This is a genomic window from Stenotrophomonas sp. Steno-Z1 (assembly GCF_056393175.1).
The window spans coordinates 121,693-146,412 of the sequence record NZ_JBWJPB010000008.1 but is presented as its reverse complement, the minus strand read 5'-3'; the positions used below and the strand labels follow the sequence as shown (position 1 = coordinate 146,412).

Sequence of the window (24,720 nt, the reverse complement as noted above, 5' to 3'; positions counted from 1 at the left end):
TCCAATCCGAGACAGTCGCGGTAGTAGCTCAACGCTCGTCAAGATCTGTCTCCCATATCCGCCACCGCAATCATTGCGGCATTAAACGCCCCTGGGTCGTTGTGGAGCAGCCTGACCAGTGAGGCGACTCCGCTTTCGTCAGGAAACGCCTGGTGAAGCCAGTGCCGCAGGACTCCGCCGACGGACCCTTCCTCGAACACATCAAAATCAAGCTCATCAGTGTTATGCAGAAGAACGGTGGAGCACATCTGGGCAGCTACGCCACCCAGAACCGCCTGGACGGTGAGGCGCTCGCCCTGCATGAATCGCTCAAGGAAGAGTTCCTCATCGGAGTTCACGTACAGCACCACCTTTGAAGAGAAGTCGCCGAAGAGATCTTCCGGGCGCCAGTCCACATACCAAGGTGCGAACTGATGGGGCTTGTCTGCGAACGCCGCTTGAAAGCTGATGGACGAAACAGGGAATCTCGCATTGCCACCGTCCTCGATGATGACATCCAACTCCTCGCGCCACAGCCGGGAGCCCTTTGCAACTGGAGAGAGCTCCGACGCCGAGGCAGAGGATTCCAGCAGAATGATATCCAGACGGGCTATCAACTGTGCAGAGAGGGACTGTCCTGGAACGACAACCTCGAACAAGGCCGACGTCGAATCCTTCCAGAGCCGATGGCTGGCAACATTCCGAACCAAGCGGGGAAGATGACCTTGACCAGTACCGATGCTCAACTGTGCGAGCGCCAGCCAGTCCCCATCTCCGAAGCCAATGGCCGATGATGCAGCCTCCCAGTCGACAGTGACACTGCCGCTCAAGGTCAGGTCTCTAGCGTAGTCCCAGTCCTCCAGAATCTCCGTTGCCGCGAACAGCGGCAAGCCCACATCCCCAATATGCCATCCGGTAAATTCGATGGCTTCATCAGGTATGCGAAGGAAAGGGTAAGCGATTCGGCTCATGACTGAACTCCTTCCAGGATGCGAGCCCCAGCCGTAATAGCGGCACCTTCGACAAGTCTGATCGATGCGGTGATCTGACCCTCCGAAAGGCCCACTGCAAGCGTACTGTCAGCGGTCATCAACCCATGGGAGGGTAACGCGACGCATTGAACCGTGGGAATCAAGTGGTCTGGCACGCCGACCGCATCAATTCCCCCGCCGTCAACGACCAGCTTGGGTTCAATCAACACTGAGATGGGGCCCTTGCTTCCATCGTTAAAAAGATCGGCATGGAAGTTGGCAACGCGGCTGCCATCCGCTGCGATCGAAAGGCCAATCATTTCGAGTGCTGTGACGCGAACGCCCTTCTTCACTGAAGCGGCGATGCGCCCAGGCGCGGTTGGTTTCCCTGCGCCACGCGAGCTGACGGGACCAAGGAACTTTCCCATCTGTCCAGATGTCGCGGCAAGGCTTGGTCCACCTGCATCGGCAGAGCGTTCAAGTGATCTGACAGGGACAAAGTTATCCGCGTGAATACGCAAATCCCGCATTCCCACGCGCACCATTGTCTGTTGCCTTCCTTTCGGAAGGTTATTTGGAACCCAGTCGTCGTGAGTAGGAGGCTCAGCTTGAGCAAATGCCTCTTCCACCTCGGAGTCTTTGGAGCAGACAAAGACACCCGCCCATTCCAGAGTTGGATCCGGATAGGCACTCCCTCGGATGTACTTGACCACAAGCTCCACCGGCCGCATCACCGCGATGTGGGATGAGTTCACCAGCACATCGGAGCCGCCCGGTGCACAAAGCGGATGGCGAGGCGCGGATATACCGGGCGCGAATGCAAGGCGACCAAGGTCCTTGGCCGGCCGCTGCGACTTGATCTTGTGAAGATTGGCGCTTCCAGTACGCACATCCGCCAATGCCCTGCAGAACAGATCAAGTGGAGGGAATGCTTCAGGGCTAGGCATCTCGATCGTTTCGCCGTCGATCTCGATCGTCACATGCAGGCGCCGATCCGCATTCGTCGTCTGTGCCATTCTTGGCCAAAAATTCAGCAGTACACAGGTAACGAGCTCCGGCCCGAGCTTCTCAAGCGAAGAGAAGTCCAACTCTGGATCAAGGATGACAATCGATGTGCCGCTGTCTGTCTCGGCCCGCGGGAAGATGCCAAGCGACTTGCTGAGCGCGATGGCGTTCTCATCTGTAGCAGGAGCAATGCTGTCACCTTCACCAGACATTCCCCACCAATGACGTCCCGTGAATCGCCTGGGCCCTGGAGTCGACGAATCAACGTCGAATGCATCACCCAGATGACACGCCATGAAGCGCCTTACCGGCCGGCCAAGCTCAAACGTCTGGCTATCGACAAGGACCAGAGAACAGGTACTCATTCCATACAGCGAGCTTTTGCCGTATCCGTATGTACCTCCACCCTGATGGCTATCACGCGCTGCACCAACATTCTTGAGAAAGTTGACGAAGTTCGCTCGCTCATCGGGCGCAGGAGGGACATCGGCTTCGGTTGGTCCGGACAGGCCTACAGTGCCAAAATCCGCTATCTCCAAAACCCAAAGCTCCTCCTTCTCAGTGGAGTTCTGTAGCGCCTCGCGAGACGCAAGCCCTTGTGGGAGAGTCGCGAGTACCACCCCGGTCAGAGCAGCTCGCTCTTCAATGCCAAGTCTTCGTAGCCTGATCCTCGCTTCCGGTGCAAAGCCGGGCAGGGTTGCGTCAATGACGTTCTGGAGACTCTCACGAACCAGGGTTTGTAGAAGATCGAGGTTTGGACGACCGAGCAGACGCTTGAAACCCTCGCCCGCAAGGTTTCCATTCTTCGAAAAAGGCTCGCTATACAGATTCAGATTCATTCAAACACCGCCCTCAAGACGTCATCGTGGTGAGCGGGCGGCAGCATCTGCTCTGCTGCCGCCGACAGATCAACGGTGTACTCGATCTCGCTGATGCCAGACGGGATCGGGCCATCTGCGGTGGACGGAAGCATGAGGCGTGGAAAGCGGTCGTTCACCGAGTAAAGGCTCATACCCTCAAAGGAGAACTTGGCCGCGTTCCATTCGGGCGCCAACGGATCATTGCAGCCAAGCGAGGCCAGGCGAGTGAGAAGCATAGTTGAGGGAACACCAACCGCTACGAGTTCGTTGTATAGCGCTGCTACGTGAATGTTGCCTGCCTGAGAGCTCTCCAGCACGACATGAGCCAGCCAAAGTGGGGCATCTGACGGAGGACAGAGTTGCTGAATGCCATGAATGCGAACGGTCGTTCGCTGCTTGTAGCCTGTTGATTTGACTTCGAGGGCGCCATGCCTTCCGCGGAAATCATGGCGCTGCCCCGTAGGTCCAGTCCACGACTCAACAGCGGTCGAGCTTCTCTTTGCACCTTCGAGTAGCATCATCAGCTCGCCAAGGAGGCCGACTAAACTATTCCTGCTTACGCTCTGGTCCCGGCTTTCCGCCAGCAGCGCGCGGTAGTCCTCGATAGTGCTCGTCACTGCAGCGACAGGCGAAGTGCCGGCAGCGATACGTGACACCATCTCTGTACAGAGCTCTCCGAAGAGCTGATGTAACCGAGGTTCAAGCAGACTGATATCCAGATACACGGAGGCGGCGCCATCCAGAGAGAGGCGAGATATGCGAACCTCAACGCTAGGCCCGCTAAGTGTTTTCGCCTGCAAGTTGGCTATAGAAGATGCGATGGGTACCAGCAGCCGGGGAGCAGCCGTCTCTGTAAGGGCGAAGCGGACAGGGCCGAAACCCGTGTCCGCGTCGCCGGCGACCGTTGAGACCTCGGCTCGCGAATCTCCCCGACTAAGTTCGCGAAGACCCAGCCAGTGCTCGTGAGGGGACTTAGGCATCTGCTTCCTCGAACTCCGCGGTCGGATCATCCGCCAGTTGGTCCGGAGTGGGAACGTTAAGGTCTACGCTAAAGAAGCTGCTGGACTTATCCCGTTGACCCGGAAAAACGAAGCCCAGGCCCACTAGCGTCCCTGCCGCATCGAGCGGTACACGTTGATCGGGAGGGGTTGCCGGAGCCGATTCTCGATCAATCGGATAGATGAGCAACAACGGGACCTTGGGGCGACGATCCTTCAGGTCCTCCCAACTCACCTGCTTCGGCGCTTCGTCTGCGACCACATCGGACAACAAGTCGTGTTTGGACATCAATGCTTTGATGTCGGCGTAGTCTGATGGCTCAGCCAGGCGAGAACGAACGAACGGAACCATCTCGCCGAGCGAGCCCATGGTGACGGGGCTCGCATTGCCGCCTGAGCTCATGATCGCCACATTCCACTCCTTCAGCCTCGACGCAGATGCATCCAGGTATGCAAGCAGTAGTTCCTTGTTCAGGCTCAGCTGCTTGTCGCACATGCTGTAACGAATCAGGAAGCTACGTATCGCGGATAGGGGAACCCCGCCAAACGTGCGAGGCTTTATCCTCTCGTATCCGCTATCGACAAGATGTTCCACCAGGGACAAGGCAGCCTCCCAGTTCTTTCGGACGATCTCCTTGTCCTTATGATTGAATCTTGTGGTCTGTTCATGCTTCCCATCAAAGCTGATGCTGGCCCTTACGGCATGCGTCATTTTGGCTGCTGATGTAATGGCCAGTCCAGGAATCGAACGGACCTTGACCGCGAAATCGAGTGGACTTACTTCGGCAGTCTTGTAGACCGATATCTCCTTTCGGATCTCTTCCTCGACTTGGGCAAGTGCGCGAAAGTTCGAGATGAGATCAGTCGTCGTCCACAGCCTCGGCAGGTCCTCGTAGCCCTTTCGGAAGCCGAACCATCGACCCATCTGCAGAAGTGTGTCGTACTGGCGAGAAGTTCTCAGGAAGAAGGATACGCACAGGCCCTCCAAAGTGAGGCCACGAGCCAGGACCGAGCCGCCAACAACAATGTAGGTTCTTGCGCCCTTGGTGAAGTCAAGGCGCTCCAGGCTCTCGCCGTTCTCAACAACAAGCTCAAGCGCATCCAGAACGAGGCCGAGCGGCTCCTTCAATGAAGATTCGAGGTAGTCCGCAGGCACTTCTGCAGAGAGTGGACTTCTCACAATCTCTTGGGCAAACACATCCTTCAGAAGCTTTCCTGCGCTACCGCTGATGGCCCTGAGGGCATCGGTGTTTGCCGAGATCCACGCTCGAATCGCTTCCGCCATGTTCTCATGCTGAACGACGTATGCCGAGGTATGAACCAGCATGGTCATGTGATCATCTTGCTGGCCGCGCGTTCGACGAATGGCGCATGAGATCAGGAACCATGCAATTGCCCTCTGCAGCTGAGGTGTTACAACAGGCGTGAAGGATTTGTGGCCGCCCTTGCCCTTTGGCGTCAGTTGCTCCAGCTCTTCAGGTGGGATTGAGCGGAACATATCCCGTCCGTAATCAATTTCTTCATCATCCGCAGAAGCATCCGAGGTCCCGAATACTTCTAGCGTGCCGAAATAACCCTTGGGGCGGGGCAGGGCAGTGATGAAATCCTCGGGATACAGATCATCCAGCTTGTCAGCGCGCTCCGGAAATGGCTTGATGAAGACATTCGCAAATGGGGTTGCGGTGTAACCTACGTAGGACACGCAGGGAAGTGCTGCGATCAGTCGACGAATTGCCTCGTTGATACGCGTGATTTCTTCATCGTTGCCAGTAGCATTCACGGACGCCTGATCGCACTCATCGTCAATGATGAGTGCCTTGAGCTTCCGCATTATTGGTGGAGGAGTTCTCGTGACGGTATCAAGCAGCTTGTCCAGTCGTGTAGATTCCTTCTTCATCACCACCAGCTGCGCACCGCCCTTATGGGGCATGACAAACTGATCATTGGCAGGCTTGATGAAGTCGCCAGCATCCTCAGTTGTTGTGTACATCTGCCAAAGCGTCCTGTGCCTTTCGACAACATCGCTCTCAATGCGTCGCTGCGTTTGCGAGCGCAGTTTATTCGTTACCCCGCCGAGGAGAATTATCAAGTTATAGCCAGCATCGACGGCCTTGGCAATCACGGCAGTCATATTGGCCGTCTTCCCGGACTGGACATAGCCCACGACCAGACCCCGGCAGCGGAATGAGTCGTCAGCGGGATTGGCGAGTAGCGATACGATCTCCGACGATGACTCGTCGAGTGACTCGGACGCGTCCTTCCAGTTCTTAACCTCCCGAAGGTAGCCCAGGAGAGCTGGCCAGTGTCGATCGTGCTCTGACGGACCCGTATACCAAGCCGGCCGGGGCTTGATCAGTGAGTTCTTTCGTAGCACTTCAACTTTCTGGAATGAAGCGCGAACACCTTCTACCGCAGCTTGGAAGTTTGCCTCGACATCCGCTGGAAAGTTCCCCATGACAACTTCGAGAGTTTGGCGAAGGGCCTGTACGGCGTTATCCAAAGTATCGTAGCTCGGGAGCTTTGCCCGAATCATGTCTGAAAAAGCGTCAACCTGTGTCTTCAAGGCGGCATCCTGCGCTGTCGGGGGCAACAGAATGCTGGGCTGGATGCGCCCCCTGCAGCATCCGTGCCCTTCAGAAGAGACCACAGCCCGCTATTGGACTGTGACTCGTTACTCGGATTGTCATCGACTGTGGCTATATACGCAACCGGAGCTGGACGAGTGCGCCACGGATGAGAAACCTACGGCGTCCATGAGCATCTGCGTGGAGCAATCCTCCTGAAGCGATGCGCCCAATTGGATGTTCTGTGGGCAGAGCTATCGGGCGTCCTGTCATGCTGGCCCTGACCCAGCGCAAGGCGACGTAAGTGGCGGGCCATTTGCCCGGGGTACTTGGGCCGTTGATGAAGGCGGCTTGGCGCGAGCGTGATTTGTCGCGCCAGACTCCCGTGCTGTCGACTCTGACAGCACTCCTGCAGCAGCTCATCAGGTACCCCGCCGCCCGCGGCGTCTGGCCGAGGTGGGGGAGGCCACGGAATGCTTGCAGATTGATTCGGCGACTGAGGCGCCACTAGGTCATTTGCGACGCACCAAAGGCCGAGCCCACTAATCTCCGTCAGATCAACAGGAACAAGCGATTTCCCATCCTCCGCACCAACGCGCATGGTGTTCATCGGAGCGTAGAAACTCTTCTAGTAGCAGAATGTTGGACGTCTATTTGTCGGGAGGGTGGCTAATACAACACCCTCGTGGAAATACGCCCGCCGGTTGCTACTAGACGGTTTCTAACCTCCCGACGCCCTTGCCATCCCGGCAAGGGCAAGCCCTGAAGGAGGTCCAACATGTTGACGCCGTGGGAAGACGAACCCGATGACGCGCGCCCCAAGCGCAAACCCTACGCCCGCCCCGCACGCAGCTACCGCGTAGGCGCGCTGACGTACCCGGACCGCGAAGAGTTCGGTCCCACCGAGATTGTTCCCTACCTCAAGCTGCGCGGCCGCTGGCTGGACAAGCTCGGCTTCGACGTAGGCGCCCGCCTGAAGGTGGAGGCCACGCACGGCATCATCACCCTTACGGTGGTGGAGCGGCCGGTGGTGGTGCCCCCAAAGATCCCCAGGAAGTTGCAGCGGCAAGCCCGTTGAGCGGCAGCGCCCACTCGGGCGGTGGGTACTTGCCCGGCCTTGGCCCGCCAGCCCGTGCAGGGCCAATTGCCGGATGGCGCCGGTGCGTGCCGGGGTTCGGCAGCACCGCGCGACGACCGGCAAACGCCAGCACATCGCTGCACGTCCGGTGCGGTGTGGCTATGCATTCTGTTTCATTATCCAGCAGTGGGAGCAACTCATGAGCAAGAGTGTCTTCATGCAGCTACAGATCGAAGCCGGCTTGCGCGCTAGCTTCCAGGAGGCGGCGGGGCGCCAACAGCGTCCCGCCGCACAGGTGATCCGACAGTTGATGCGGGAGTACGTGGCCGCACGGTCCGATGCGGAGGCGGTCGCGGTGGGTCGAAGGCTTGAAGCGGTTAGGCGTGCAGCAGCGTCGGTGGCGTTGGATACGCCGGCGGTGGGCGAGGGGTCGTTGGAGGAGGCGCCGGGGTTTTCGAACAGTGATCGGGATCTGGAGGAGATGGTACGACGGCAGCAGGGGTGGGGGTGCTGTCCGTTTGGTGTGGGGTGATGCTGGCGTACTCATGAGGAGGCGGGAAGGACGTAAGAGACCCGGAGCATCCCGTCGTCGAGCCCTAGACGCCTGTCCGTAGGGCGTAACGGAGAGCGTGGTAAGAATTTCCCTATAGCCGCTTCGATGCTTCGGCCTTCAGACTACTCCGGCGCAGATGGGCCTCGCTCTTCCTGACTGATGCAGGCGAGCGCGTGGGACTCACCTGGAGAGAGGCGTTAGCGGGGGCGCTTCTTCAAGATGATGGAATGATCGAGCATGGGCCCGGCCCAACAGGGAAGAGCCGCACCATCGCGGGGTGCCCCTCTTTTTTGATGCAGCACGCTTGTTGGGTACCGCGGGAGAATTGAATGCCGCGCAATCGACACGAGCTAGAGGACGAGTGATGCCTATCGATTTCAAGCCCACGGCCAGCGCCGCCTTCGATGAGCGAAGCGGCGTCTCGATCCCCCAGCCTCGAATGCTGCCAGCCACTCTCCCGGACGGGAGGAATGGCATTGAGTACCAGTACGTGTTTCGCCTCAAAGACGAACGTATCGGGGCGCTGGGCATCTTTGGTTCAGAAGTTGCACTGGAAGTGTCGGGACAACGCGAATGGCTGTACACCCTTGATCTCAGCCAGGACGCGGCATTCGAGGCGTTGTTCCGCTTCAAGCAGGCCATTGGCAATGCAGACAGTGATTTCGACTTCATTCGCGATGTTGCGTGTGGCCTGGTCAATGTTTTCGCAGGACGAAACAACAACACCGACGCTCAGCGAAATGTGGTGGTGACCACTGTTGAGGCGCTTGGGCGCCATGGCATTGGTGTGCCAGACGCAGTGCATCCACTTCCTGATGGCACGATTGTATTGGCCAATGTTTTTGTCCCCGCCGATAAGGAATGAGCCGTGAGGTGATGCCTCGCTCTACTTCTCACGATCTCGTACGAACCACACCCGGCGCGGCGGCAGCCAGAGCAATCTATAGTCCGGAATGCCTCAAGCCGCATCACCATTTCCGCCGAGCTCCACGAAATGATGGCGGATAGTTTGACGCGCACTGGTACCGATAGGAAGGTTCCCAACACCCATGGCAATCAGGATGATGGCGAACACATGGACCAAGGTCAGAGGATGCGACCCGGTAGGCTTGCTCCCCGCGCCGCAAGCGTTAACATCTGGTTCTCCCTCAGTGGACGAGGCGCATCAACAGGCCAGTGCGTGCAGACGGGGGCCGATCGACGTCTCGCCGACCATCCAGATCAAGGATGAATTATGCCTCTCTGTTTCCAGGCTGAATTCGCTTCGTCCTTTGATCCGAGTACGGACGTATCCATTCCGCAACCGCGAATTCTCCCGGCAACTCTTCCAGGCGGACAGCCTGGGACAGAGTATCGATACGCTTTCATTCGGGATGAGAAGACGATCGGCGGTTTGGGGCTCTCGGAGCCAGACGCCATCGTCGAGATTGGCGGTCATCGGGAACGGGTGCGCACACTGGATTTCGGACGTGATCACCTGACCACGTCTATGCTCGAGTTCAAGCAGACGCTCGACAATCACGACGACGATTACGATTTCTTACGCGCCCTTGCGCAGGGGCTGGTGTTGGCCTACGCGGGGCGAGCCGATAACAGGGGCCACGTTCGGTATGTAGCTGTCACCACCGCTGAAGCGCTTGATCGAGCTGGAGTCTCGATCCTGGTCGCAGGCGCGCCCAGGCCCACGGGCAATACTGTGCTGGCAGAGTCGGCCGTTCCGGCCGACCTCAGGTAGTGCACTGGTCCGCGCCGATGTCTTTGTCCGTGACACCGCCGCCGCGTTGTCGGATGGCGCCGTTGAGTTGGCCGAGGCGGCGACAGGTGGCCGCCGGACTAAATTCCACGCTCTGGATCCGTCCAAGTTGAAGGACCCGCCATGCCATTGAATTTCACACCTCAACCAGGCTCTGCCGTTGATCAAGGCAATGGAATTGTAATCACATCACCTCGAGTGCTTCCCGCCAGTCCACCGGAGGATCCAAGTCACGACGAGTATCAGTACCTGTTCTACGTTGATGGCGTGCGCGTAGACGGGCTGGGATTGTTTGGAAGTGAGGCGATGATGGAAGCTGAAGGTGGGCGCGAACGAGTGTTTACGCTCGACATGGGGCGTGACTGGGTGCTTGAATCCATTTTCAGCTTCAAGAGAATATTGAGAAACACGGACGAAGATCTCACCTTCTTGATCGGACTTGCACAGGGGCTTGTAATGGCGAACATGGATCAGAGCAGCAGTAAGTACAGTATCCGGTATGTTGCCGTTACTACGGACGACGCGCTCTCGCGTCGTGGCATCATCCCTTCCCAAATGAACCTTCCGTCTGAAGCAGGCCGTATCGTCCTGGCCGAGGGACGTATCCCAGTCCGCGCCGACTGACGACGTGAGGGTCTTGGGCGGGCACGACGAAGATGCCTCTGATGTAGCAGCTTCAGAACGAGGAGGCTTTGGGCCGTATCGAGGAGAACATCGCCACGGGTCGAGAGGCCATTGCTGCCTCCGGTGGCGACGTCGCCGGCGGGCGAGGTCCGTATCACGCTGGAGCCGAGGGCTTCGGCGCAGCGCTGGATGAGGCGCGCGATCGCCGGGGAGCGGCAACACCTCCCCGTTGCACGGGTACTCCGGGTGTTGATGCGGGGGTGCGCCGCCACGCAGCCAGACTGTCCTGGATTCAATCTGCTCTCTCTTGACCTGGTAGCCGACCATCACGCCTCGCATGCCTTGATCTCAGCGCAGGTTCGGTTCCGACCTCCCTGCTCCGCTCCATAGGGAATAGCTGCCCATATCGTCGCGGCGCGGCTGACAGATGTGCGATGGCGACAACGCGGGCGAAATGGGACCCAGAGCTCTAGATAATGCGAATCTCAACGTGTGATCATTCTCCAGGCACAAAGTTCGCTCTAAAGGATGCACTTCATGCCTGTTTCTCAGCCACCGGTTCCCGCCAAAATCGTAGAGAAGCTACAACAGTATCCAGAACTCATCGATCGTCTTCAGGACGTTTTGAACGATGTTGAAGCGAAACCTCCTTCCATCATCCCTCGATTTGAGCGTGCGGTAGACGCTTTGGAGGGACGCTTGGATAGCTTCATGGTCGAGGCCAGAGGCGAGCTCGAGCGGATGAGGGCTTCCGCTGATCCAGGCCTTGTGGCCGCAGCAGAGTCAAAGTTCCGCCTGATCTCCCAAATTGGCCTGAAGCAGTTCTGGATAGGCGATGAGGCGCTTTGGCAATATTTCAAATAAGCATAAGGATGTGCTGAGATGGATCGTTCGAGCGACGTGCTGCCGGATGAGGAACATGCCCGTATCTGCAGAGATCCGGTTGTTCCGGCTCACAACCTAGACCTGGCTGCGTCGCAGCAACGACCTGCTGCTGTGATTTTGGGAGGGCAACCTGGCTCCGGCAAAGGCGGCCTCGCGAGGACAGCCCAACTCGAGTTCGGCAGCGATGTCATCACCGTTGATCCTGACGAACTTCGCAGGTCTCATCCTGGGGTAAGCGACTTTAGACGCGAAAATCCATATACACGGTCTGGACGGACGCATGCAGATGCTGGCGCTTGGGCTGCAGAGTTGCTGGAAGCTACTGTCTCCGAAAGCAAGAACCTGATATTTGACACCACCCTGAGCAATGGCAAATGGGCGTCGGAATCGCTGATCAAGGACCTGCAGAGCAAGGGCTACCAAGTCGAGGTCCGAGTCGTAGCTACTCCTGGACCGCTCCTCAATAGATTGGCGGAGAGACTATCGCGATCGATCATGAAATTCGGCGGGCGCCTTCACGTCAGAGCAGTGCAAATGGGTCTTTGCTGATGCACGGATCTGGGTGGTGGCATCAGTGCATGGTCTGAACTCCAAGATGGACGCCGCCCCCCATGCTGCAGACCACTTGGACACTCCGGGAGGTCGCCTCACGGCCATCGGCTCAATGTCAGAGACTTGCATAGCATCTCGAGGGACCACGCCGCTGGAACAGAATGCACAGCTCGCGCTAGTCTGTGTCGGACACAATAGCTACAACTGCTACAGGATCAGAAGAATGGAGGCATCAAGGGAAAATCTGCCAACTCGCGGCGAGTTCTATCTCCTCATGCCAGATACCACCCGGGGTGGGAGAGGGCACGGCGTAGAGATCGAAAACGAAGAGGTCTTGCTGACGCCTCCAAGACTGATAATCCGACCGCGCGAAGGTGGCTTCCCGGTTCTCAAAGAAAAGCCTCGCCTGCGTCACGATCCAGAGGTAGGTGATCCGCCAGAGGACCTGGAGGGTGGTCTGAGCGGCTACTGGCTTGTATCGGGGCGCCTGAAAGACGTGCTCTCCAAGGTGGATCCGGCCGGTTTTGAGTTCGTGGCGTGCGATTACCGTCAGGCCGACGGATCGGAAGGGCCACGCTACTACTTGTGTGAAGTAGCACGTCAGTTGGATGCGCTTGACGAACGCAACTCAAAGCTGACTATCGAAGTCAGCGATGAGTTCGTCGCCGGAAAGTTCTATGACCTGTCGGGCGGCACTAGTCTGGCTTTTCGCAAGGACGTCGTTGGTGAGGCGCATGTGTTCCGCACGCCATACTCGGGTTTCACCCTCTGTGACCGATTGCTGCGGGATGCCGTTTGGGACGCAGGCATCGGTGGCCCTAAAAAGTCTTCGGGACTTCGCTTTAAGGATGCCGCCGACCTTTGATTCATCATCTGGGCTCAAGGAAGAGATTGCGAAATGCCTCGTAAAGGACCTGTTTTTCAAGGCAACCACATTATTGAACGGCATCCACTCAGAAGGGATGAGCTACCGAAGATCAGCCGGTTGGGCTGGTTCAGAAGGATGCCTTTGAACTGCCGCCGGGTCTGAAGCAGCCGATTGGCGCACCTACCGCCAGTAGGCGTCCACTCCCCCCTGACGCAGATCGATTGCGCCGAGTTATCCCGCGTGGATACGCAGGTGCCAGAGCAGGGCATGTTGTTCCTCGTCGCTGCGAATGACGAAAAGCAGAGAGGGGGCGGAGACATGCCCCAGGAGTGCATCCACGTGGGGAGCCGAGTTCAGGCTGACATGTGACAAATAAAGAGGCATTGGCCGCAATAGAAGGAGAGCGCCATCTTGACTGCTGATCGTTCCCCCGTTTCTGTGAAGCTGCTGGAGTAGCTCCGCGACTACGCCGATCATATACAGCGCCTCCAGAGGTGCTGAACATCGTTGCGGCAGCGCCACCTTCGGTCATCCCCGGACGGGAACGCGCCATAGAGGCGCTGCAAGGGCAGTTGGGTACGTTCATGGTCGAAGCAAGAAGTGAACTCAACCAGGCAAAGGCCAGTGGCGATCCCTGTCTGATTGCAGCTGCCGAAGCGAAGTTCAGTCTGATGTCGCAGATTCGTCTACAGCATGCATGGATGACTGATAGGGCATTTTCTGGACACTTCGCAGGTGCATAAGGATGGTCGTGCTCCACGTCTTTCGAACGGACTGGCCATCAGCCCCTAGCAGAACGCCGTGTTCATGACCTCCTCCGGAGGCTTGGGCGACGCCGCCGACCCAGCCCAGGTGGTGCGTCTCAACCCGGGGTGCTGGCGGTCGAGGTCCGTATCCCGCTGGCGCGCGAGGGATTCGGCGTGGTGCTCCATGAAGCGCGCGATCCCCTGGGGCGCCAACACCTTCCAGTTGCACAGGTGCTCAGGGCGCTGATGCGGGAGTACGTGACCACGCAGCCAGACCGCCCTTGATTCAATCTGCTCTCAGTTGACCTGGTACCTGTCCATCACGCCGCGCATGGCATCCTCCATCCGGTTCCAGTCCTTGAGCAGGACGCGTGGATAGCTCATGTCGAAGGCGATGCGCTTCTGTGCATCCACGAAGTGATGGCTGCACATTGCGACTCGCCCACTTCCGTCGGGAGTCACCTGGTCTCCGCGTATCAGCAGCCCATCCTGTCTCAGGCGCTGACTGCTACACGCTATGAAGGTAACCAGCGCCCCATCAATCGAACGGACGATGTACCAGTCTTTCTCGCCATCAGGATTCCGCAGAAGCTGCTGACCGTATGTGGCTTCATACTCCGCGGCGAACGGCGGCATGCGGACTTCGTCAATCACGTAGGGGGACAGGCCGAAAACCTCCGGTTGCCTTGCGCGAAGCTCGAGACGCGCGCGCGGATCCCGGCGGCGCAGCGAACCGGCTTCCGTGGTCCCATCGGTGGTGACCATTCGATCAAGCACGGACTCGATCGGTATCCTGTCTATGGGTACAACGGTCGCGCTGACCTGACGATACTGCTCACCTACCGTTCGCACCGGGTAGTTGCCAGGCGGAGCTGCTTCCAGCGTTGGCCAGAACAACGTTAGCTCAAGCCCTATGTCCGGAGAGGGGCCCACCTGGTCGTTGTAGTAGTTGGCGGGGATCATGAAGCGATGCAGCCCAAGGCGTGCCTCTACCGGCGCGTTGGTGTACGTGCGCCCAGCCACGTCCTTCTTGAGGATCGGCTCTCCTGACGGGCCAGCCTCCCTGCCTTGGCCGTGCACGTCCGATGTCTTCGCACAGCCGCCGACGCTCACGATCACACCCAGCACCAGTGCCGCCCATCTGCGATAAGACAGTTCGCTCATGATCATTCCATTGCATGCCCTGCTCAAGACTATCTGATATGGAGGAGCCGAGCGCATGGCGCCTGGAATGTTGCTCAGACCGGTACGGTCTTTGGCATCCAGCACCAGCAAGCGGCGATCCAGGTCAGTGTTGGGGGCGCACCTGGAGAAAGGCGCTCTCGGCGGGCTTGTTCATGACGACGGACTGATCGAGCACGGGCCCAGCCCAGCCCAGCACAGCATCGAAGAGCCACCATCGCGGCGTGCCTCGCTTTCTTTTATGCAGTATGTTTGTTGGGCAATGAGGGAGAATTGAATGCCGCGCAATCGACACGAGCTAAAGGACGCGTGATGCCTATCGATTTCAAGCCCACGGCCAGCGCCGCCTTCGATGAGCGAAGCGGCGTCTCGATCCCCCAGCCTCGAATGCTGCCAGCCACTCTCCCGGACGGGAGGGATGGCGTTGAGTACCAGTACGTGTTTCGCCTCAAAAACGAACGTATCGGGGCGCTGGGCATATTTGGTTCCGAAGTTGCACTGGAAGTGTCTGGACAACGCGAATGGCTGTACACCCTTGATCTTAGCCAGGACGCGGCATTCAAGGCGTTGTTCCGCTTCAAGCAGGCCATTGGCAATGCAGACAGGGATTTCGATTTCATTCGCGATGTTGCGTGTGGCCTGGTCAGTGTTTTCGCAGGACGAAACAACAACACCGACGCTCAGCGAAATGTGGTGGTGACCACTGTTGAGGCGCTTGGGCGCCATGGCATTGGTGTGCCAGACGCAGTGCATCCACTTCCTGATGGCACGATTGTATTGGCCAATTTTTTTGTCCCCGCCGATAAGGAATGAGCCGTGAGGTGATGCCTCGCTCTACTTCTCACGATCTCGCACGAACCACACCCGGCGCGGCGGCAGCCAGAGCAATCTATAGTCCGGCATGCCTCAAGCCGCATCACCATTTCCGCCGAGCTCCACGAAATGATGGCGGATGGTTTGAAGCGCACTGGTACCGATAGGAAGGTTCCCAACACCCATGGCAATCAGGATGATGGCGAACACATGGACCAAGGTCAGAGGATGCGACCCTGTAGGCTTGCTCCCCGCGCCGCAAGCGTTAACATCTGGTTCTCCCTCAGTGGACGAGGCGCATCAACAAGCCTCTACGTGCAGGAGGGCGCCAATCGACGTCTCGCCGTCCATGCAGATCAAGGATGAATTGTGCCTCTCTGTTTCCAGGCTGAACCCGCTTCGTCGTTTGATCCGAGTACGGGCATCTCAATTCCGCAACCGCGGGTTCTTCCGGCAACTCTTCCAGGCGGACAGCCTGGGACAGAGTATCGATACGCTTTCATTCGGGATGAGAAGACGATCGGCGGTTTGGGCTTCTCGGGGCCAGACGCCATTGTCGAGACTGGCGGTCATCGGGAACGGGTGCTCACACTGGATCTCGGACGTGAGCACCTGATCACGTCCATGCTCGAGGTAAAGCAGAGGCTCGACAATCACGAGGGCGATTACGATTTCTTACGCGCCCTTGCGCAGGGGTTGGTGTTGGACTACACGGGGCGAACCGATAACAGGGCCAACGTTCGGTATGTAGCTGTCACCACGGCTCAAGCGCTTGATCGAGCTGGAGTCTCGATCCTGGTCGCAGGCGCGCCCAGGCCCACGGGCAATACTGTGTTGGCAGAGGTGGCCGTTCCGGCCGACCTCAAGTAGTGCACTGGTCCGCGCCGATGTCTTTGTCCGTGACACCGCCGCCGCGTTGTCGGATGGCGCTGTTGAGTTGGCCGAGGCGGCGACAGGTGGCCGCCGGACTAAATTCCACGCTCTGGATCCGTCCAAGTTGAAGGACCCGCCATGCCATTGAATTTCACGCCTCAACCAGGCTCTGCCGTTGATCAAGGCAATCGAATTGTAATCACATCACCTCGAGTGCTTCCCGCCAGTCCACCGGAGGATCCAAGTCACGACGAGTATCAGTACCTGTTCTACGTTGATGGTGTGCGCGTGGATGGGTTGGGATTGTTTGGAAGTGAGGCGATGATGGAAGCTGAGGGTGGGCGCGAACGAGTGTTTACGCTCGACATGGGGCGTGAATGGGTGCTTGAATCCGTTTTTAGCTTCAAGAGAATATTGGGAAGTACAGACGAAGATCTCACCTTCTTGATCGGACTTGCACAAGGACTTGTAATGGCGAACATGGATCAGAGCAGCAGTAAGTACAGTATCCGGTATGTTGCCGTTACTACAGATGACGCGCTCTCGCGTCGTGGTATCAACCCTTCCCAAATGAACCTTCCTTCTGAAGCAGGCCGTATCGTCCTGGCCGAGGGACGTATCCCAGTCCGCGCCGGCTGACGACGTGAGGGTCTTGGGCGGGCACGACGAAGATGCCTCTGATGTGGCCGCTTAAGTAGGAAACGGTTGCCTTCCAGCCGCGCCGGACAGGCGTCGCGCTGCGGCGAGCGGGACAAGTGGCAACAGTCGCGCACGCCGAGGACCATGGAAGTGCGCTCGCTGAAGCGGCGGGCGCATTTCAAGCCACTGGTCTACCGGCCCTCCTGACCGACTACCTGGCATGGAGCGGCGGGGGCTCCTGGCGCTCCACAGCCCGCTGCGTGTCCATTACCTGTGACTGCTGCTGTTCCATCGCTGCGGCTTGCTCCAGGCTCTCTTGTGCAGACCGTTGCACGGTCTGCGATGCAAGCACATGTGCACGCGGTGACGTGGGATTGGTCAGGTCACCTTGCACTATGTGCAGCGTATGACCAGCAGGAACGTTCGCGGTCGCGTTGCTGGAAAGAACGTGATCCACACTGCTCAATCCTGCCATTTTCGCACTGACAAGAAGACTGGCCGATACGCGCTCACTTGTCTGGTCGAACTGGCGTCCGTGTGCTCTATCCAGTTCACCCACCTTGTCCCGAATCTGATTGAGCAGGTGTCGGTCATGCGCGCCAAGCGCGATAGAAGGCGGGCCATCCGACGGAAGCGCACGATTGGGGGGATCAGCCCTCCGGCCATTTGCACCGGTGTTGTTCAGCTCGATCCTGCCAAAGCCATCCTTCCCAAAGTCTGAGACAGGGAAAACTCTGGCGGAACCGAGGTCCAATCCGTTTCGCTCAAGCTGTCTGGGCTCCAGGCCGAGCTCTCGAAAGTCAATGCGCACCTCGGGCGGCTGGCGTCCGCGTGACTGATAGGCGTAATCCTGGGCGACGCTGGTTATCGGTGCTACACCATAGTAATTGCGGTAGTCCGAGTCGCCATGCCGCCCCAAGGTGCCCTTTCCATCGTAGAAGCAACGTTCGACCGCGTGGTGTAGCGGCCTGTCGCCGTCGGCAGTCCGTCTCGAAATTTCGTCGTAGGAGAGCCCTGGCGCGAGCCTGCGGTCACCGGCACCTCCTTCTACACACCGTGAGGTTGAAGACGACAGCAGCTTCGCTGCCATATCATCCTTGGATGCGGTTGGGTCTGCATGGGCGATTCGACTGTTCAGTGCTCTCAAGCCCGCCACCTCAGCCAGCGCTTCCTCCTGCCGCCCTCTGTCCAGGTAGGTGCGGACTGGACCCGTGAGATCCACCACTGCAGCTCTGGATTGATAGGCCTCATCCATCAAGCCTCTGTAGCTGCCAACGTATTCCGATAGTGCCTGCGCTCGATGCTTGGTTAGAACCCCGTGCATCGTTTCATGCCCCAGGATCTCAGTCAGCACGTTGAGCCTCTGCGCTTCGTTGCGGTCCACAAAGGAAGCTGAACTCACGAAGATGGTGCCAGGCCCTCCATTGGGTCCATCCTGGAAATGTCCGCCGTTGTTTTCGCCGTACGAGATCGCTATCCGTCCGATATGTCGATCACCAGCAGCATTTGCAAGAAGGTTTGAGAGGAACGGCGATTCAGAGATTGCACGACGAATGCTCTCTTCGGTGCCCTTGGGCAGCCTTGGGTCGCCGGACAGGCCTGCCAGAAGTGGTTCGATGCGAGCGTCAAGCGGCTTCATGGATTACCCCCAGAGAAGCGAATTGCATAGACGCACGTCTTTTCCTGCCCAGCCACCGTCGTGTAGGTAAGCAGATGTACATAGAACTCCTTTTCGCTGTCTTCAATTGGCCGCCAGAACTCCTGTCGCCTGCCGCGCTGAAACGGTCGTTCGCCACCCGCCTGATAGCCAATCGACTCCAGACGCTGCCGCGCTACAGCGGCGTCCCAGACGCAGGGTGATCTCTCGTCCTCAGTGAATGCAGGTCCGCCGTGTCGATAGATGCCGACCTCGTAATCGCCGAACGTATGCGGTGGCTGGGTTGCCAACGAACTGGCGTAGAACATGTAGCCACCGCTCAGTGGCATGTCCTTGACGCGTCCGCTCTTTGCGCCGGGTGCGATGGGGGCCAGAGTTACGCCCAGCATGGAGGTGAAGACGTGCTGGGCGGAGTCCTTTGGCTGCTTCAGGGAATCGGCGTAATGAATCAGCCGATTCTGGAGCTCGGGGAGCGTAGCTGCTGGCTTGGCGCCCGCAGCAGAGGGTTCAGGCGGCCCGGGCTCTGCCGGGCTCGCGCAGGCGAGCAAAAGCGTTGAAAGCAGCACGAGGGGCAGTGACATCAGGCCGCGCCGGATACAGCTCATGAAAGTCCCTCGGTGGTATTGGCGGTGTGCCACGCACTGCAAGCGTACTCACATCTTTGCGCAGCAACAAATGCTGACAGCGTACGGTCGACAATCCCATGTCAGCAGGGGGAGGTTATGCCGCGGCGTGCCAGCATCGAGGGATCACGAGCGGCGGAGCACGGACTTGCACAGGGACTTGTAATGGCGAATAGGGATCAAAGCAGCAGCAAGTACGGTATCCGGTATGTCGCCGTTACTACAGATGACGCGCTCTCGCGTCGTGGCATCCGCCGCTCCCAAACGAAACTGCCGCGCGTAGCTGGCCGCATCGTTCTCGCCGAGGGGGTATATCCCAGTTGGCGAGGTCTGAGGAAGAGTTGCAACCCGATAAGCCAGCACCCGATTAGACTCTATGGATCAAGAATGAGTAGGAAATATCCTATATCCCTGAGCCCGGTCCAGGCGGCAAACTCTCTTTACGCCGCCCTGAGGATAGCCACCGCACCCATCATGATGGACGCAGGCAATGCGCCGAGCCAAGGGTGCATCAGATGCTTGGGCATGTTCCGCTTCTGCAGGGCGTCATGCCCGACGTAGAAGGCGAGGGCGGTGAGGTTTGCCTATTGCAGCTTGCCTCGGATCCTGCGATCGACCTGACGTTCGGCGACTGCGGCCAGGCAACGTTCTGGATCAGTCGGGAGGATTTGGCCAGCCACCGCTTTGATCGTGTTGCGGTGGTGGTGGAGTCGCGTTGATTTGAGGGTGGGCGAAAGCGGCAGTGCCGCCTTCCATTGCCGCCATCTTGTGCCGCGTCGGACGCGTCAGGCGGGGGGGCTGATAGCCTTGCGCCAGATATCCCTGTTGCAGGTCCGGGCTCGGCTTGGTTTTCCTGGGCGGTAGTACTCAATCCATAGCGGAAGGAAGTCTCCAGATGGCGAATACAACAGGTGATCAGCCTGAGCGCGGGCAGTTTTTCCTGTTTGGGCCCGAAATGGGAAGCGGTGCTCGTTTTCGAGGTGTGATCTTCGAGAACATACAACATCTGTTGTCGCCCCCACGAAGCATTCTTCGGCCGGAATCAGGTGGATTTCCGCCGTTATTGGAACTGCCTCGCCTAACATTCGATGAATCCAGAGGCCCCGCACCGCGAGTCCTTGAAGGAGGGCTTAGTGGCTATTGGCTGGTATCCGACCGCCTCCGCCAAGTGATGCTCGCGGCGGATCGCGGTGCTTTCGAATTCGTCGAGTGTGAAAGCAGTTTCGTGGATGGCTCGAAAGGCCCAACTCACTTCCTATGTGATGTGGTTCGAGAGTTGGATGCGCTCGATGAAGAGGCATCTCAACTGGAGATCAATGTCAGTGAAGACTACGCGCGGGGCAAATTCTATTTCCTGGGAGGCGGTGCGAGACTGGCCTTCAAGCGAGATGTGCTTGGAGGCGCGCACGTCTTCTTGACGCCATTCAACCCTTCCGCGTTCTGCGATTAGATCGTTTAGGGATGCGGTCCGTGAGGCAGGCGTGCCGATTGATCCCGGTAAGAGCGGCATGTCGTTCGTTGACGTAGCGAACATCTGAGAGGGGCAATTGCGCTACTGGAGGCAAACGCGGAGCTTACGTTAGTCTGCATGGGTCCACCGGATTATCAGCGCAATTGGATCAACAAATGGAATCGTCAAGGGTGAATGCGCCGACGCGCGGGGAGTTCTATCTTCTCATGCCAGATACCACCCGGGGTGGGAGAGGGCACGGCGTAGAGATCGAAAACGAAGAGGCCCTGCTGACGCCTCCAAGATTGATAATCCGGCCGCGCCGAGGCGGGTTCCCGGTTCTCAAAGAAACGCCTCGCCTCCGCCACCATCCAGAGGTAGGTGAACCGCCAGAGGACCTAGAGGGTGGTCTGAGCGGCTACTGGCTTGTATCAGGGCGCCTGAAAGACGTGCTCTCCAAGGTGGACCCGCCCGGCTTTGAGTTCGTGGCGTGCGATTACCGTCAGGCCGACGGATCGGAAGGGCCACGCTACTACTTGTGTGAAGTAGCACGTCAGTTGGATGCGCTTGACGAACGCACCTCAAGGCTGACTATCGAAGTCAGCGATGAGTTCGTCGCCGGAAAGTTCTACGACCTGACGGGCGGCACCAGTCTGGCCTTTCGGAAGGACGTCGTTGGTGACGCGCATGTGTTTCGCACGCCATACTCCGGAAGTTTGATCTTCTGTGACCGATTGCTGCGGGATGCCGTTTGGGACGCAGGCATTGGTGGTCCAAAAACGTCCTCGGGCCTCTGGTTTACGGACGCCGCTGACATCTGATCCGGTACGCGAGATCAAGGCAGAGAGGACGAGATGCTCGGCGATGGACGGACTTTTCCAAGGCGACCGCGTCAATGAGCAGCGGACGTTCCAGAATGATGGGCCACTGAGGTCTCTCGACAGGGCCGGGGCCAGTCCAGGATGATGCGCTTTGGAGTCGAACCCATATGCCGGCGACCAAGGTACTTTGGCAGATGATTCGGAAGTGCGTAGCCCGGCAATCGGAGCCGGATGTTCTCCGGCCGGGCCGGGTGCCCATTGCAGCGCGGCGAGCCACGTGCGAGTCGATTGCGTAGCAGGTGGGCGGTGGAGTGCTGGAGGATGCGCTCGGCTTTGCATGCGGCGGCGTCGCGATCTGAGGCTGGAGGCGATGACGCGGCGGCGGTGAAACAAGGACGAAAAGGCGGGATGATCAATGGCCAGTCACCGTATTCAACTTGCAGCTCGCCATGAAATAGAGCATCGAGCAGTCAAGTGGAGTGTTGTGCTTATCAGCGTGGCTCGGTCGGAAGGCGCGACATTCTGGGAAAGAAAGTGAATGGGTTAAGAAGAGAGCGTGTGCGCTCAGTGGCGTCACGGGGGGACAGTTCAATTTGCTGGCATCTTGATACCGAGCTTCACACTCGGACATGTTGACTTGAGTCAAGAAATGGAGTGCATAGCGTCCAACCGTCCCAGGCAGGGAGAGTTCTTCATCCTTGAGCCTGACGCTCGCAGAGGCGGAAAGGGACATGGAGTGGTATTTGAAAATGAGCAGAAATTGCTAACGCCGCCCATGTGCATTCTGCAGCCCGAGGAGGGTGGATTTCCGGCGCTTTGCGAGATCCCGCGTTTGACTCATTACGCGGGCAAAGGCGCATTTCCACAGGACCTGGAAGGGGGGATGAGTGGCTACTGGCTGGTATCCCAGCGGCTGCGAAATGTGATGGAGGCCCCCGAGGCAGAGTTCGTCTTCCTGGTGGAGGGCGACGTCGGCGACCCCGCGGGCCGGCGTGCGTCGATGCGTACGCGGCAGGCGGTGGAGACGCCGGTGGAAGAGGCCATGCAGCAGTTGGAGGCGCAGAATCAGGAACAGCAGCAGTTGCAGGCACAGCAGATGGAGCAGCAGGCCCAGGGGCAGCAGGCGCAGTTGGAGGCCAACGCACGCGTCATGACCATGGATGGCGACGGCGGGGGCGGCGGAGGAGAATAGCGGCCCAGCTGCTACCATGTCCCCGCCAGCCAGCCTTCCCACACCGTCCCCTGCGTGTGGATGGCCGCTCCCCAGCGGCCACGCGAGCCAAGGATCTCTCTCCTCTGCCTCTCACAAGGACGCTCGCATGCACCCACGTTCCCTCCTCCGTTCGGCCACCTTGGCCCTCGCCGTCAGCCTCACCCTCGGCGCCCCGTCGGCCTTCGCCCTCGGCAAGACCACCCCGTCCGCTGCCACTGAAGCGGCCGTCCAGCGCAAGCCGGTGGCCCAGGGCCTGTATGAGCTGGCCTTCAGCCCGAAGCAGAACGCCGTGTTTGTCGCGTCCTCCGGTGGCTTCGGCGATGCTGCCGGCCCGGCCCAGGTGCTGCGCCTGAACCCGGACACCTTGGCGGTAGAAGCCAACATTTCGCTGGAGCGCAAAGGCTTCGGCGTGGTGCTCGATGACGCGGGCGATCGCCTGTATGTCGGCAACACCGTCGATACTTCGGTGACCGTGGTCGACACGGCTGCCAACAGGGCCATCGGCACCGTGCAGTTGATGGAGAAGGTGGTCGGCAAGGATGGCAAGGCGGCCTACACGCACGACCTGCGCGAGCTGGTGGTGGATGCGCCCAATCACCGCCTGTACGTAACCGGCCACTCCGGTGACGGCAGCGTGCTGTTCGTGGTGGACACGCAGACGCTGAAGGTGATCAACACCATTCCCGGCCTGGGCAATGCCAAGGCGCCGGGGCTGGCGCTGGATGCCAAGGGCAAGCGCGTGTACACCTCCAACCTGCTGGCCGAAGTGGTCGCCGTGGGCACCGACAGCGGCAAGGTGGAGCAGCGCTTCAAGGTGGGCGCCGAGCAGCCGATGAACATCGCGCTGGACCCGGCCGGCAAGCGCCTGTTCGTGACGGACCAGGGCTCGGAGATGATCCGCAAGTACCAGGCCAGCAGCTCGGGCTTCACTTCCTCGCACCCGGGCCAGCGCGTGCTGGTGCTGGACCGCACCAGCGGCAAGGAACTGGCCAGCATCGCCACCGACGCCGGCCCGCTGGGTATCCTGCTGGATGCGCCGCGCAAGCGCCTGTACGTGACCAACCGCGACGGCGGCAGCGTGACGGCATACAACAGCGATACCTACACGCAGGTGGCCAGCTACGCGGTGCCCACCCATCCGAACAGCCTGGCATTGGATGCCCGCAGGAATGTGCTGTACGTGACGGTGAAGAACGGCGACAAGGATGCCAAGGGCAGCGAAGAGTCCGTGGCACGCATTGCGCTGGACTGATGCCGCAACGCGTTGCCCGGTGCCGTGAGCGGCTGGGCAACGCGCGTGGTGCCGGCGGCTGGGTCAGTCGCTCAGCACGGAGCTGTCGGCCTGTACGCGTGTGTAGAGCGCGTGGGCATCCAGCAGCTCGGTAGCACCGAAGGTCTCGATCTGCTCGGCCGACAGCGCGGGCAGATCCTCGCTTTCCAGGCCCACGGCGCGGTCGAGCAGCGCGCGGCCCTTGAGGGTTTCGGTCACCTGGGCGGCCCATTGCTTCGGCACGCGGTAAGGGGCGGCATTGCCCAGCACCACGTCGAACGTGGGGGCGCCCTCGAACTGGAAATAATGGTTTTCCGGGAAGAACACCGCGGCACGCGTGGTGCCTTTCACGATGGCTGCATAGTCGTTGTAGAACCCGGCCAGGGTGCGGGCCACGGTGAGGTCGCCCTGCACGCCCAGCATGCCGCCGGTCCACACCGAGCCGGCCTGCAGGTTGCCAAGCACGTACAGGCCGGTGGCGGGCTCGTCGCAGTCCACGCAGGCGCCGTCGATGACGAGGTTGCCGGTGACCACCAGGAAGGCGAGGGGCTCGCCGAGGGTCAGTGACGGCAGGTGCAGGTCGCCGTCTACCACGACGGCATCGTAGTCGTTGCCCAGCAGATCCTCGTCCAGCAGCGCGCTGGCGTAGTTGAAGCCTGCGGTGAGGGCCGCCAGTTCCTCCAGGGTGATTTCACCGCGCTGGTAGGAGCGCCCTTGAAGCGTGGTCTGCATGGTTTCGGTCC

22 protein-coding genes and 1 pseudogene are annotated in these 24,720 nt (G+C 59.3%); 15 read left to right on the top strand and 8 right to left on the bottom strand.

Translation table 11 applies throughout. The features are described from left to right. Nucleotides 1-38: 38 nt before the first annotated feature. From AC06FD_RS17630 to AC06FD_RS17615, 4 genes are read right to left on the bottom strand one after another with little or no spacing between them, the layout of a single operon-like run. Nucleotides 39-950 carry a hypothetical protein gene (locus tag AC06FD_RS17630; protein ID WP_478078490.1) on the bottom strand — a complete coding sequence of 304 codons (912 nt, stop codon included), beginning with the start codon at nucleotides 948-950 and terminating at the stop codon, nucleotides 39-41. Further along, nucleotides 947-2,794: a hypothetical protein gene (locus tag AC06FD_RS17625; RefSeq protein ID WP_478078489.1), complete on the bottom strand. Its 1,848-nt coding sequence runs from the start codon at nucleotides 2,792-2,794 to the stop codon at nucleotides 947-949. Before AC06FD_RS17625 ends, AC06FD_RS17630 begins: the two co-directional genes overlap by 4 nt. Beyond that, nucleotides 2,791-3,795, bottom strand: coding sequence for a PD-(D/E)XK motif protein (locus AC06FD_RS17620; RefSeq protein ID WP_478078488.1), 1,005 nt, complete (start codon nucleotides 3,793-3,795; stop codon nucleotides 2,791-2,793). Before AC06FD_RS17620 ends, AC06FD_RS17625 begins: the two co-directional genes overlap by 4 nt. Beyond that, nucleotides 3,788-6,376, bottom strand: coding sequence for a Z1 domain-containing protein (locus AC06FD_RS17615; protein WP_478078487.1), 2,589 nt, complete (start codon nucleotides 6,374-6,376; stop codon nucleotides 3,788-3,790). The genes AC06FD_RS17620 and AC06FD_RS17615 overlap by 8 nt, the downstream gene beginning before the upstream one ends. Before the next feature lie 779 nt (nucleotides 6,377-7,155). On the opposite strand from AC06FD_RS17615, the gene AC06FD_RS17610 reads away from it, so the two are divergent. From AC06FD_RS17610 to AC06FD_RS17575, 8 genes are all read left to right on the top strand, one after another. Then, on the top strand, nucleotides 7,156-7,455 hold the full coding sequence (locus tag AC06FD_RS17610) for a SymE family type I addiction module toxin (protein ID WP_478078486.1): 300 nt from the start codon (nucleotides 7,156-7,158) through the stop codon (nucleotides 7,453-7,455). A gap of 199 nt (nucleotides 7,456-7,654) precedes the next feature. Continuing rightward, complete coding sequence (locus tag AC06FD_RS17605; RefSeq protein WP_478078485.1) at nucleotides 7,655-7,987, top strand: hypothetical protein; 333 nt, start codon at nucleotides 7,655-7,657, stop codon at nucleotides 7,985-7,987. Nucleotides 7,988-8,372: 385 nt separating this feature from the next. After that, on the top strand, nucleotides 8,373-8,873 hold the full coding sequence (locus AC06FD_RS17600) for a hypothetical protein (RefSeq protein WP_478078484.1): 501 nt from the start codon (nucleotides 8,373-8,375) through the stop codon (nucleotides 8,871-8,873). 1,011 nt (nucleotides 8,874-9,884) lie between these two features. Continuing rightward, nucleotides 9,885-10,385 (top strand): hypothetical protein, encoded by a 501-nt coding sequence (locus tag AC06FD_RS17595; RefSeq protein WP_478078483.1) that lies wholly within the window; start codon nucleotides 9,885-9,887, stop codon nucleotides 10,383-10,385. Between the two features lie 537 nt (nucleotides 10,386-10,922). Beyond that, complete coding sequence (locus AC06FD_RS17590; RefSeq protein ID WP_478078482.1) at nucleotides 10,923-11,249, top strand: hypothetical protein; 327 nt, start codon at nucleotides 10,923-10,925, stop codon at nucleotides 11,247-11,249. Between the two features lie 18 nt (nucleotides 11,250-11,267). Beyond that, nucleotides 11,268-11,819 (top strand): zeta toxin family protein, encoded by a 552-nt coding sequence (locus AC06FD_RS17585; RefSeq protein WP_478078481.1) that lies wholly within the window; start codon nucleotides 11,268-11,270, stop codon nucleotides 11,817-11,819. A 226-nt stretch (nucleotides 11,820-12,045) separates the two neighbouring features. Beyond that, the gene (locus AC06FD_RS17580) at nucleotides 12,046-12,687 is read left to right on the top strand and encodes a DUF1629 domain-containing protein (protein WP_478078480.1); all 642 of its coding nucleotides are present in this window, start codon (nucleotides 12,046-12,048) and stop codon (nucleotides 12,685-12,687) included. A 497-nt stretch (nucleotides 12,688-13,184) separates the two neighbouring features. Next, the gene (locus AC06FD_RS17575; protein ID WP_478078479.1) at nucleotides 13,185-13,433 is read left to right on the top strand and encodes a hypothetical protein; all 249 of its coding nucleotides are present in this window, start codon (nucleotides 13,185-13,187) and stop codon (nucleotides 13,431-13,433) included. Between the two features lie 300 nt (nucleotides 13,434-13,733). Here AC06FD_RS17575 and AC06FD_RS17570 read toward each other — a convergent pair whose 3' ends face one another. Next, the gene (locus AC06FD_RS17570; protein WP_478078478.1) at nucleotides 13,734-14,600 is read right to left on the bottom strand and encodes a hypothetical protein; all 867 of its coding nucleotides are present in this window, start codon (nucleotides 14,598-14,600) and stop codon (nucleotides 13,734-13,736) included. A gap of 330 nt (nucleotides 14,601-14,930) precedes the next feature. On the opposite strand from AC06FD_RS17570, the gene AC06FD_RS17565 reads away from it, so the two are divergent. Together AC06FD_RS17565 and AC06FD_RS17560 are read left to right on the top strand one after the other, a co-directional pair. Continuing rightward, on the top strand, nucleotides 14,931-15,431 hold the full coding sequence (locus tag AC06FD_RS17565; protein ID WP_478078477.1) for a hypothetical protein: 501 nt from the start codon (nucleotides 14,931-14,933) through the stop codon (nucleotides 15,429-15,431). Between the two features lie 1,011 nt (nucleotides 15,432-16,442). Continuing rightward, nucleotides 16,443-16,943 (top strand): hypothetical protein, encoded by a 501-nt coding sequence (locus AC06FD_RS17560; protein ID WP_478078476.1) that lies wholly within the window; start codon nucleotides 16,443-16,445, stop codon nucleotides 16,941-16,943. Nucleotides 16,944-17,154: 211 nt separating this feature from the next. On the opposite strand, the gene AC06FD_RS17555 is transcribed toward AC06FD_RS17560, so the two are convergent. Together AC06FD_RS17555 and AC06FD_RS17550 are read right to left on the bottom strand one after the other, a co-directional pair. Beyond that, the gene (locus AC06FD_RS17555; RefSeq protein WP_478078475.1) at nucleotides 17,155-18,582 is read right to left on the bottom strand and encodes an XVIPCD domain-containing protein; all 1,428 of its coding nucleotides are present in this window, start codon (nucleotides 18,580-18,582) and stop codon (nucleotides 17,155-17,157) included. Then, nucleotides 18,579-19,181 (bottom strand): hypothetical protein, encoded by a 603-nt coding sequence (locus AC06FD_RS17550; RefSeq protein ID WP_478078474.1) that lies wholly within the window; start codon nucleotides 19,179-19,181, stop codon nucleotides 18,579-18,581. Before AC06FD_RS17550 ends, AC06FD_RS17555 begins: the two co-directional genes overlap by 4 nt. Nucleotides 19,182-19,729: 548 nt before the next feature. Here AC06FD_RS17550 and AC06FD_RS17545 point away from each other — a divergent pair. The 5 genes and pseudogenes from AC06FD_RS17545 (at nucleotide 19,730) to AC06FD_RS17525 (ending at nucleotide 23,959) form a co-directional block, all read left to right on the top strand. Further along, nucleotides 19,730-19,942, top strand: coding sequence for a DUF1963 domain-containing protein (locus AC06FD_RS17545; RefSeq protein WP_478078473.1), 213 nt, complete (start codon nucleotides 19,730-19,732; stop codon nucleotides 19,940-19,942). A 176-nt stretch (nucleotides 19,943-20,118) separates the two neighbouring features. After that, a pseudogene (locus AC06FD_RS17540) lies at nucleotides 20,119-20,761 on the top strand (DUF1629 domain-containing protein). Nucleotides 20,762-20,849: 88 nt separating this feature from the next. Next, a complete protein-coding gene (locus AC06FD_RS17535; RefSeq protein WP_478078521.1) occupies nucleotides 20,850-21,494 on the top strand; it encodes a DUF1629 domain-containing protein in 645 nt (214 codons plus the stop codon). Nucleotides 21,495-22,230: 736 nt separating this feature from the next. Continuing rightward, a complete protein-coding gene (locus AC06FD_RS17530) occupies nucleotides 22,231-22,686 on the top strand; it encodes an imm11 family protein (protein ID WP_478078472.1) in 456 nt (151 codons plus the stop codon). Between the two features lie 127 nt (nucleotides 22,687-22,813). Next, nucleotides 22,814-23,959: a YncE family protein gene (locus AC06FD_RS17525; RefSeq protein ID WP_478078471.1), complete on the top strand. Its 1,146-nt coding sequence runs from the start codon at nucleotides 22,814-22,816 to the stop codon at nucleotides 23,957-23,959. Nucleotides 23,960-24,022: 63 nt separating this feature from the next. Here AC06FD_RS17525 and AC06FD_RS17520 read toward each other — a convergent pair whose 3' ends face one another. Then, a complete protein-coding gene (locus AC06FD_RS17520) occupies nucleotides 24,023-24,709 on the bottom strand; it encodes a hypothetical protein (protein WP_478078470.1) in 687 nt (228 codons plus the stop codon). Nucleotides 24,710-24,720 lie beyond the last annotated feature (11 nt).

What these genes read in the sequence shown, in the direction of transcription:
- AC06FD_RS17630 (WP_478078490.1), bottom strand. Translation starts at nt 950, where the DNA reads ATGAGCCGAATCGCTTACCCTTTCCTTCGCATACCTGATGAAGCCATC.
- AC06FD_RS17625 (WP_478078489.1), bottom strand. Translation starts at nt 2,794, where the DNA reads ATGAATCTGAATCTGTATAGCGAGCCTTTTTCGAAGAATGGAAACCTT.
- AC06FD_RS17620 (WP_478078488.1), bottom strand. Translation starts at nt 3,795, where the DNA reads ATGCCTAAGTCCCCTCACGAGCACTGGCTGGGTCTTCGCGAACTTAGT.
- AC06FD_RS17610 (WP_478078486.1), top strand. Translation starts at nt 7,156, where the DNA reads ATGTTGACGCCGTGGGAAGACGAACCCGATGACGCGCGCCCCAAGCGC.
- AC06FD_RS17605 (WP_478078485.1), top strand. Translation starts at nt 7,655, where the DNA reads ATGAGCAAGAGTGTCTTCATGCAGCTACAGATCGAAGCCGGCTTGCGC.
- AC06FD_RS17600 (WP_478078484.1), top strand. Translation starts at nt 8,373, where the DNA reads ATGCCTATCGATTTCAAGCCCACGGCCAGCGCCGCCTTCGATGAGCGA.
- AC06FD_RS17595 (WP_478078483.1), top strand. Translation starts at nt 9,885, where the DNA reads ATGCCATTGAATTTCACACCTCAACCAGGCTCTGCCGTTGATCAAGGC.
- AC06FD_RS17590 (WP_478078482.1), top strand. Translation starts at nt 10,923, where the DNA reads ATGCCTGTTTCTCAGCCACCGGTTCCCGCCAAAATCGTAGAGAAGCTA.
- AC06FD_RS17585 (WP_478078481.1), top strand. Translation starts at nt 11,268, where the DNA reads ATGGATCGTTCGAGCGACGTGCTGCCGGATGAGGAACATGCCCGTATC.
- AC06FD_RS17580 (WP_478078480.1), top strand. Translation starts at nt 12,046, where the DNA reads ATGGAGGCATCAAGGGAAAATCTGCCAACTCGCGGCGAGTTCTATCTC.
- AC06FD_RS17570 (WP_478078478.1), bottom strand. Translation starts at nt 14,600, where the DNA reads ATGAGCGAACTGTCTTATCGCAGATGGGCGGCACTGGTGCTGGGTGTG.
- AC06FD_RS17565 (WP_478078477.1), top strand. Translation starts at nt 14,931, where the DNA reads ATGCCTATCGATTTCAAGCCCACGGCCAGCGCCGCCTTCGATGAGCGA.
- AC06FD_RS17560 (WP_478078476.1), top strand. Translation starts at nt 16,443, where the DNA reads ATGCCATTGAATTTCACGCCTCAACCAGGCTCTGCCGTTGATCAAGGC.
- AC06FD_RS17555 (WP_478078475.1), bottom strand. Translation starts at nt 18,582, where the DNA reads ATGAAGCCGCTTGACGCTCGCATCGAACCACTTCTGGCAGGCCTGTCC.
- AC06FD_RS17550 (WP_478078474.1), bottom strand. Translation starts at nt 19,181, where the DNA reads ATGTCACTGCCCCTCGTGCTGCTTTCAACGCTTTTGCTCGCCTGCGCG.
- AC06FD_RS17535 (WP_478078521.1), top strand. Translation starts at nt 20,850, where the DNA reads ATGGAATCGTCAAGGGTGAATGCGCCGACGCGCGGGGAGTTCTATCTT.
- AC06FD_RS17525 (WP_478078471.1), top strand. Translation starts at nt 22,814, where the DNA reads ATGCACCCACGTTCCCTCCTCCGTTCGGCCACCTTGGCCCTCGCCGTC.
- AC06FD_RS17520 (WP_478078470.1), bottom strand. Translation starts at nt 24,709, where the DNA reads ATGCAGACCACGCTTCAAGGGCGCTCCTACCAGCGCGGTGAAATCACC.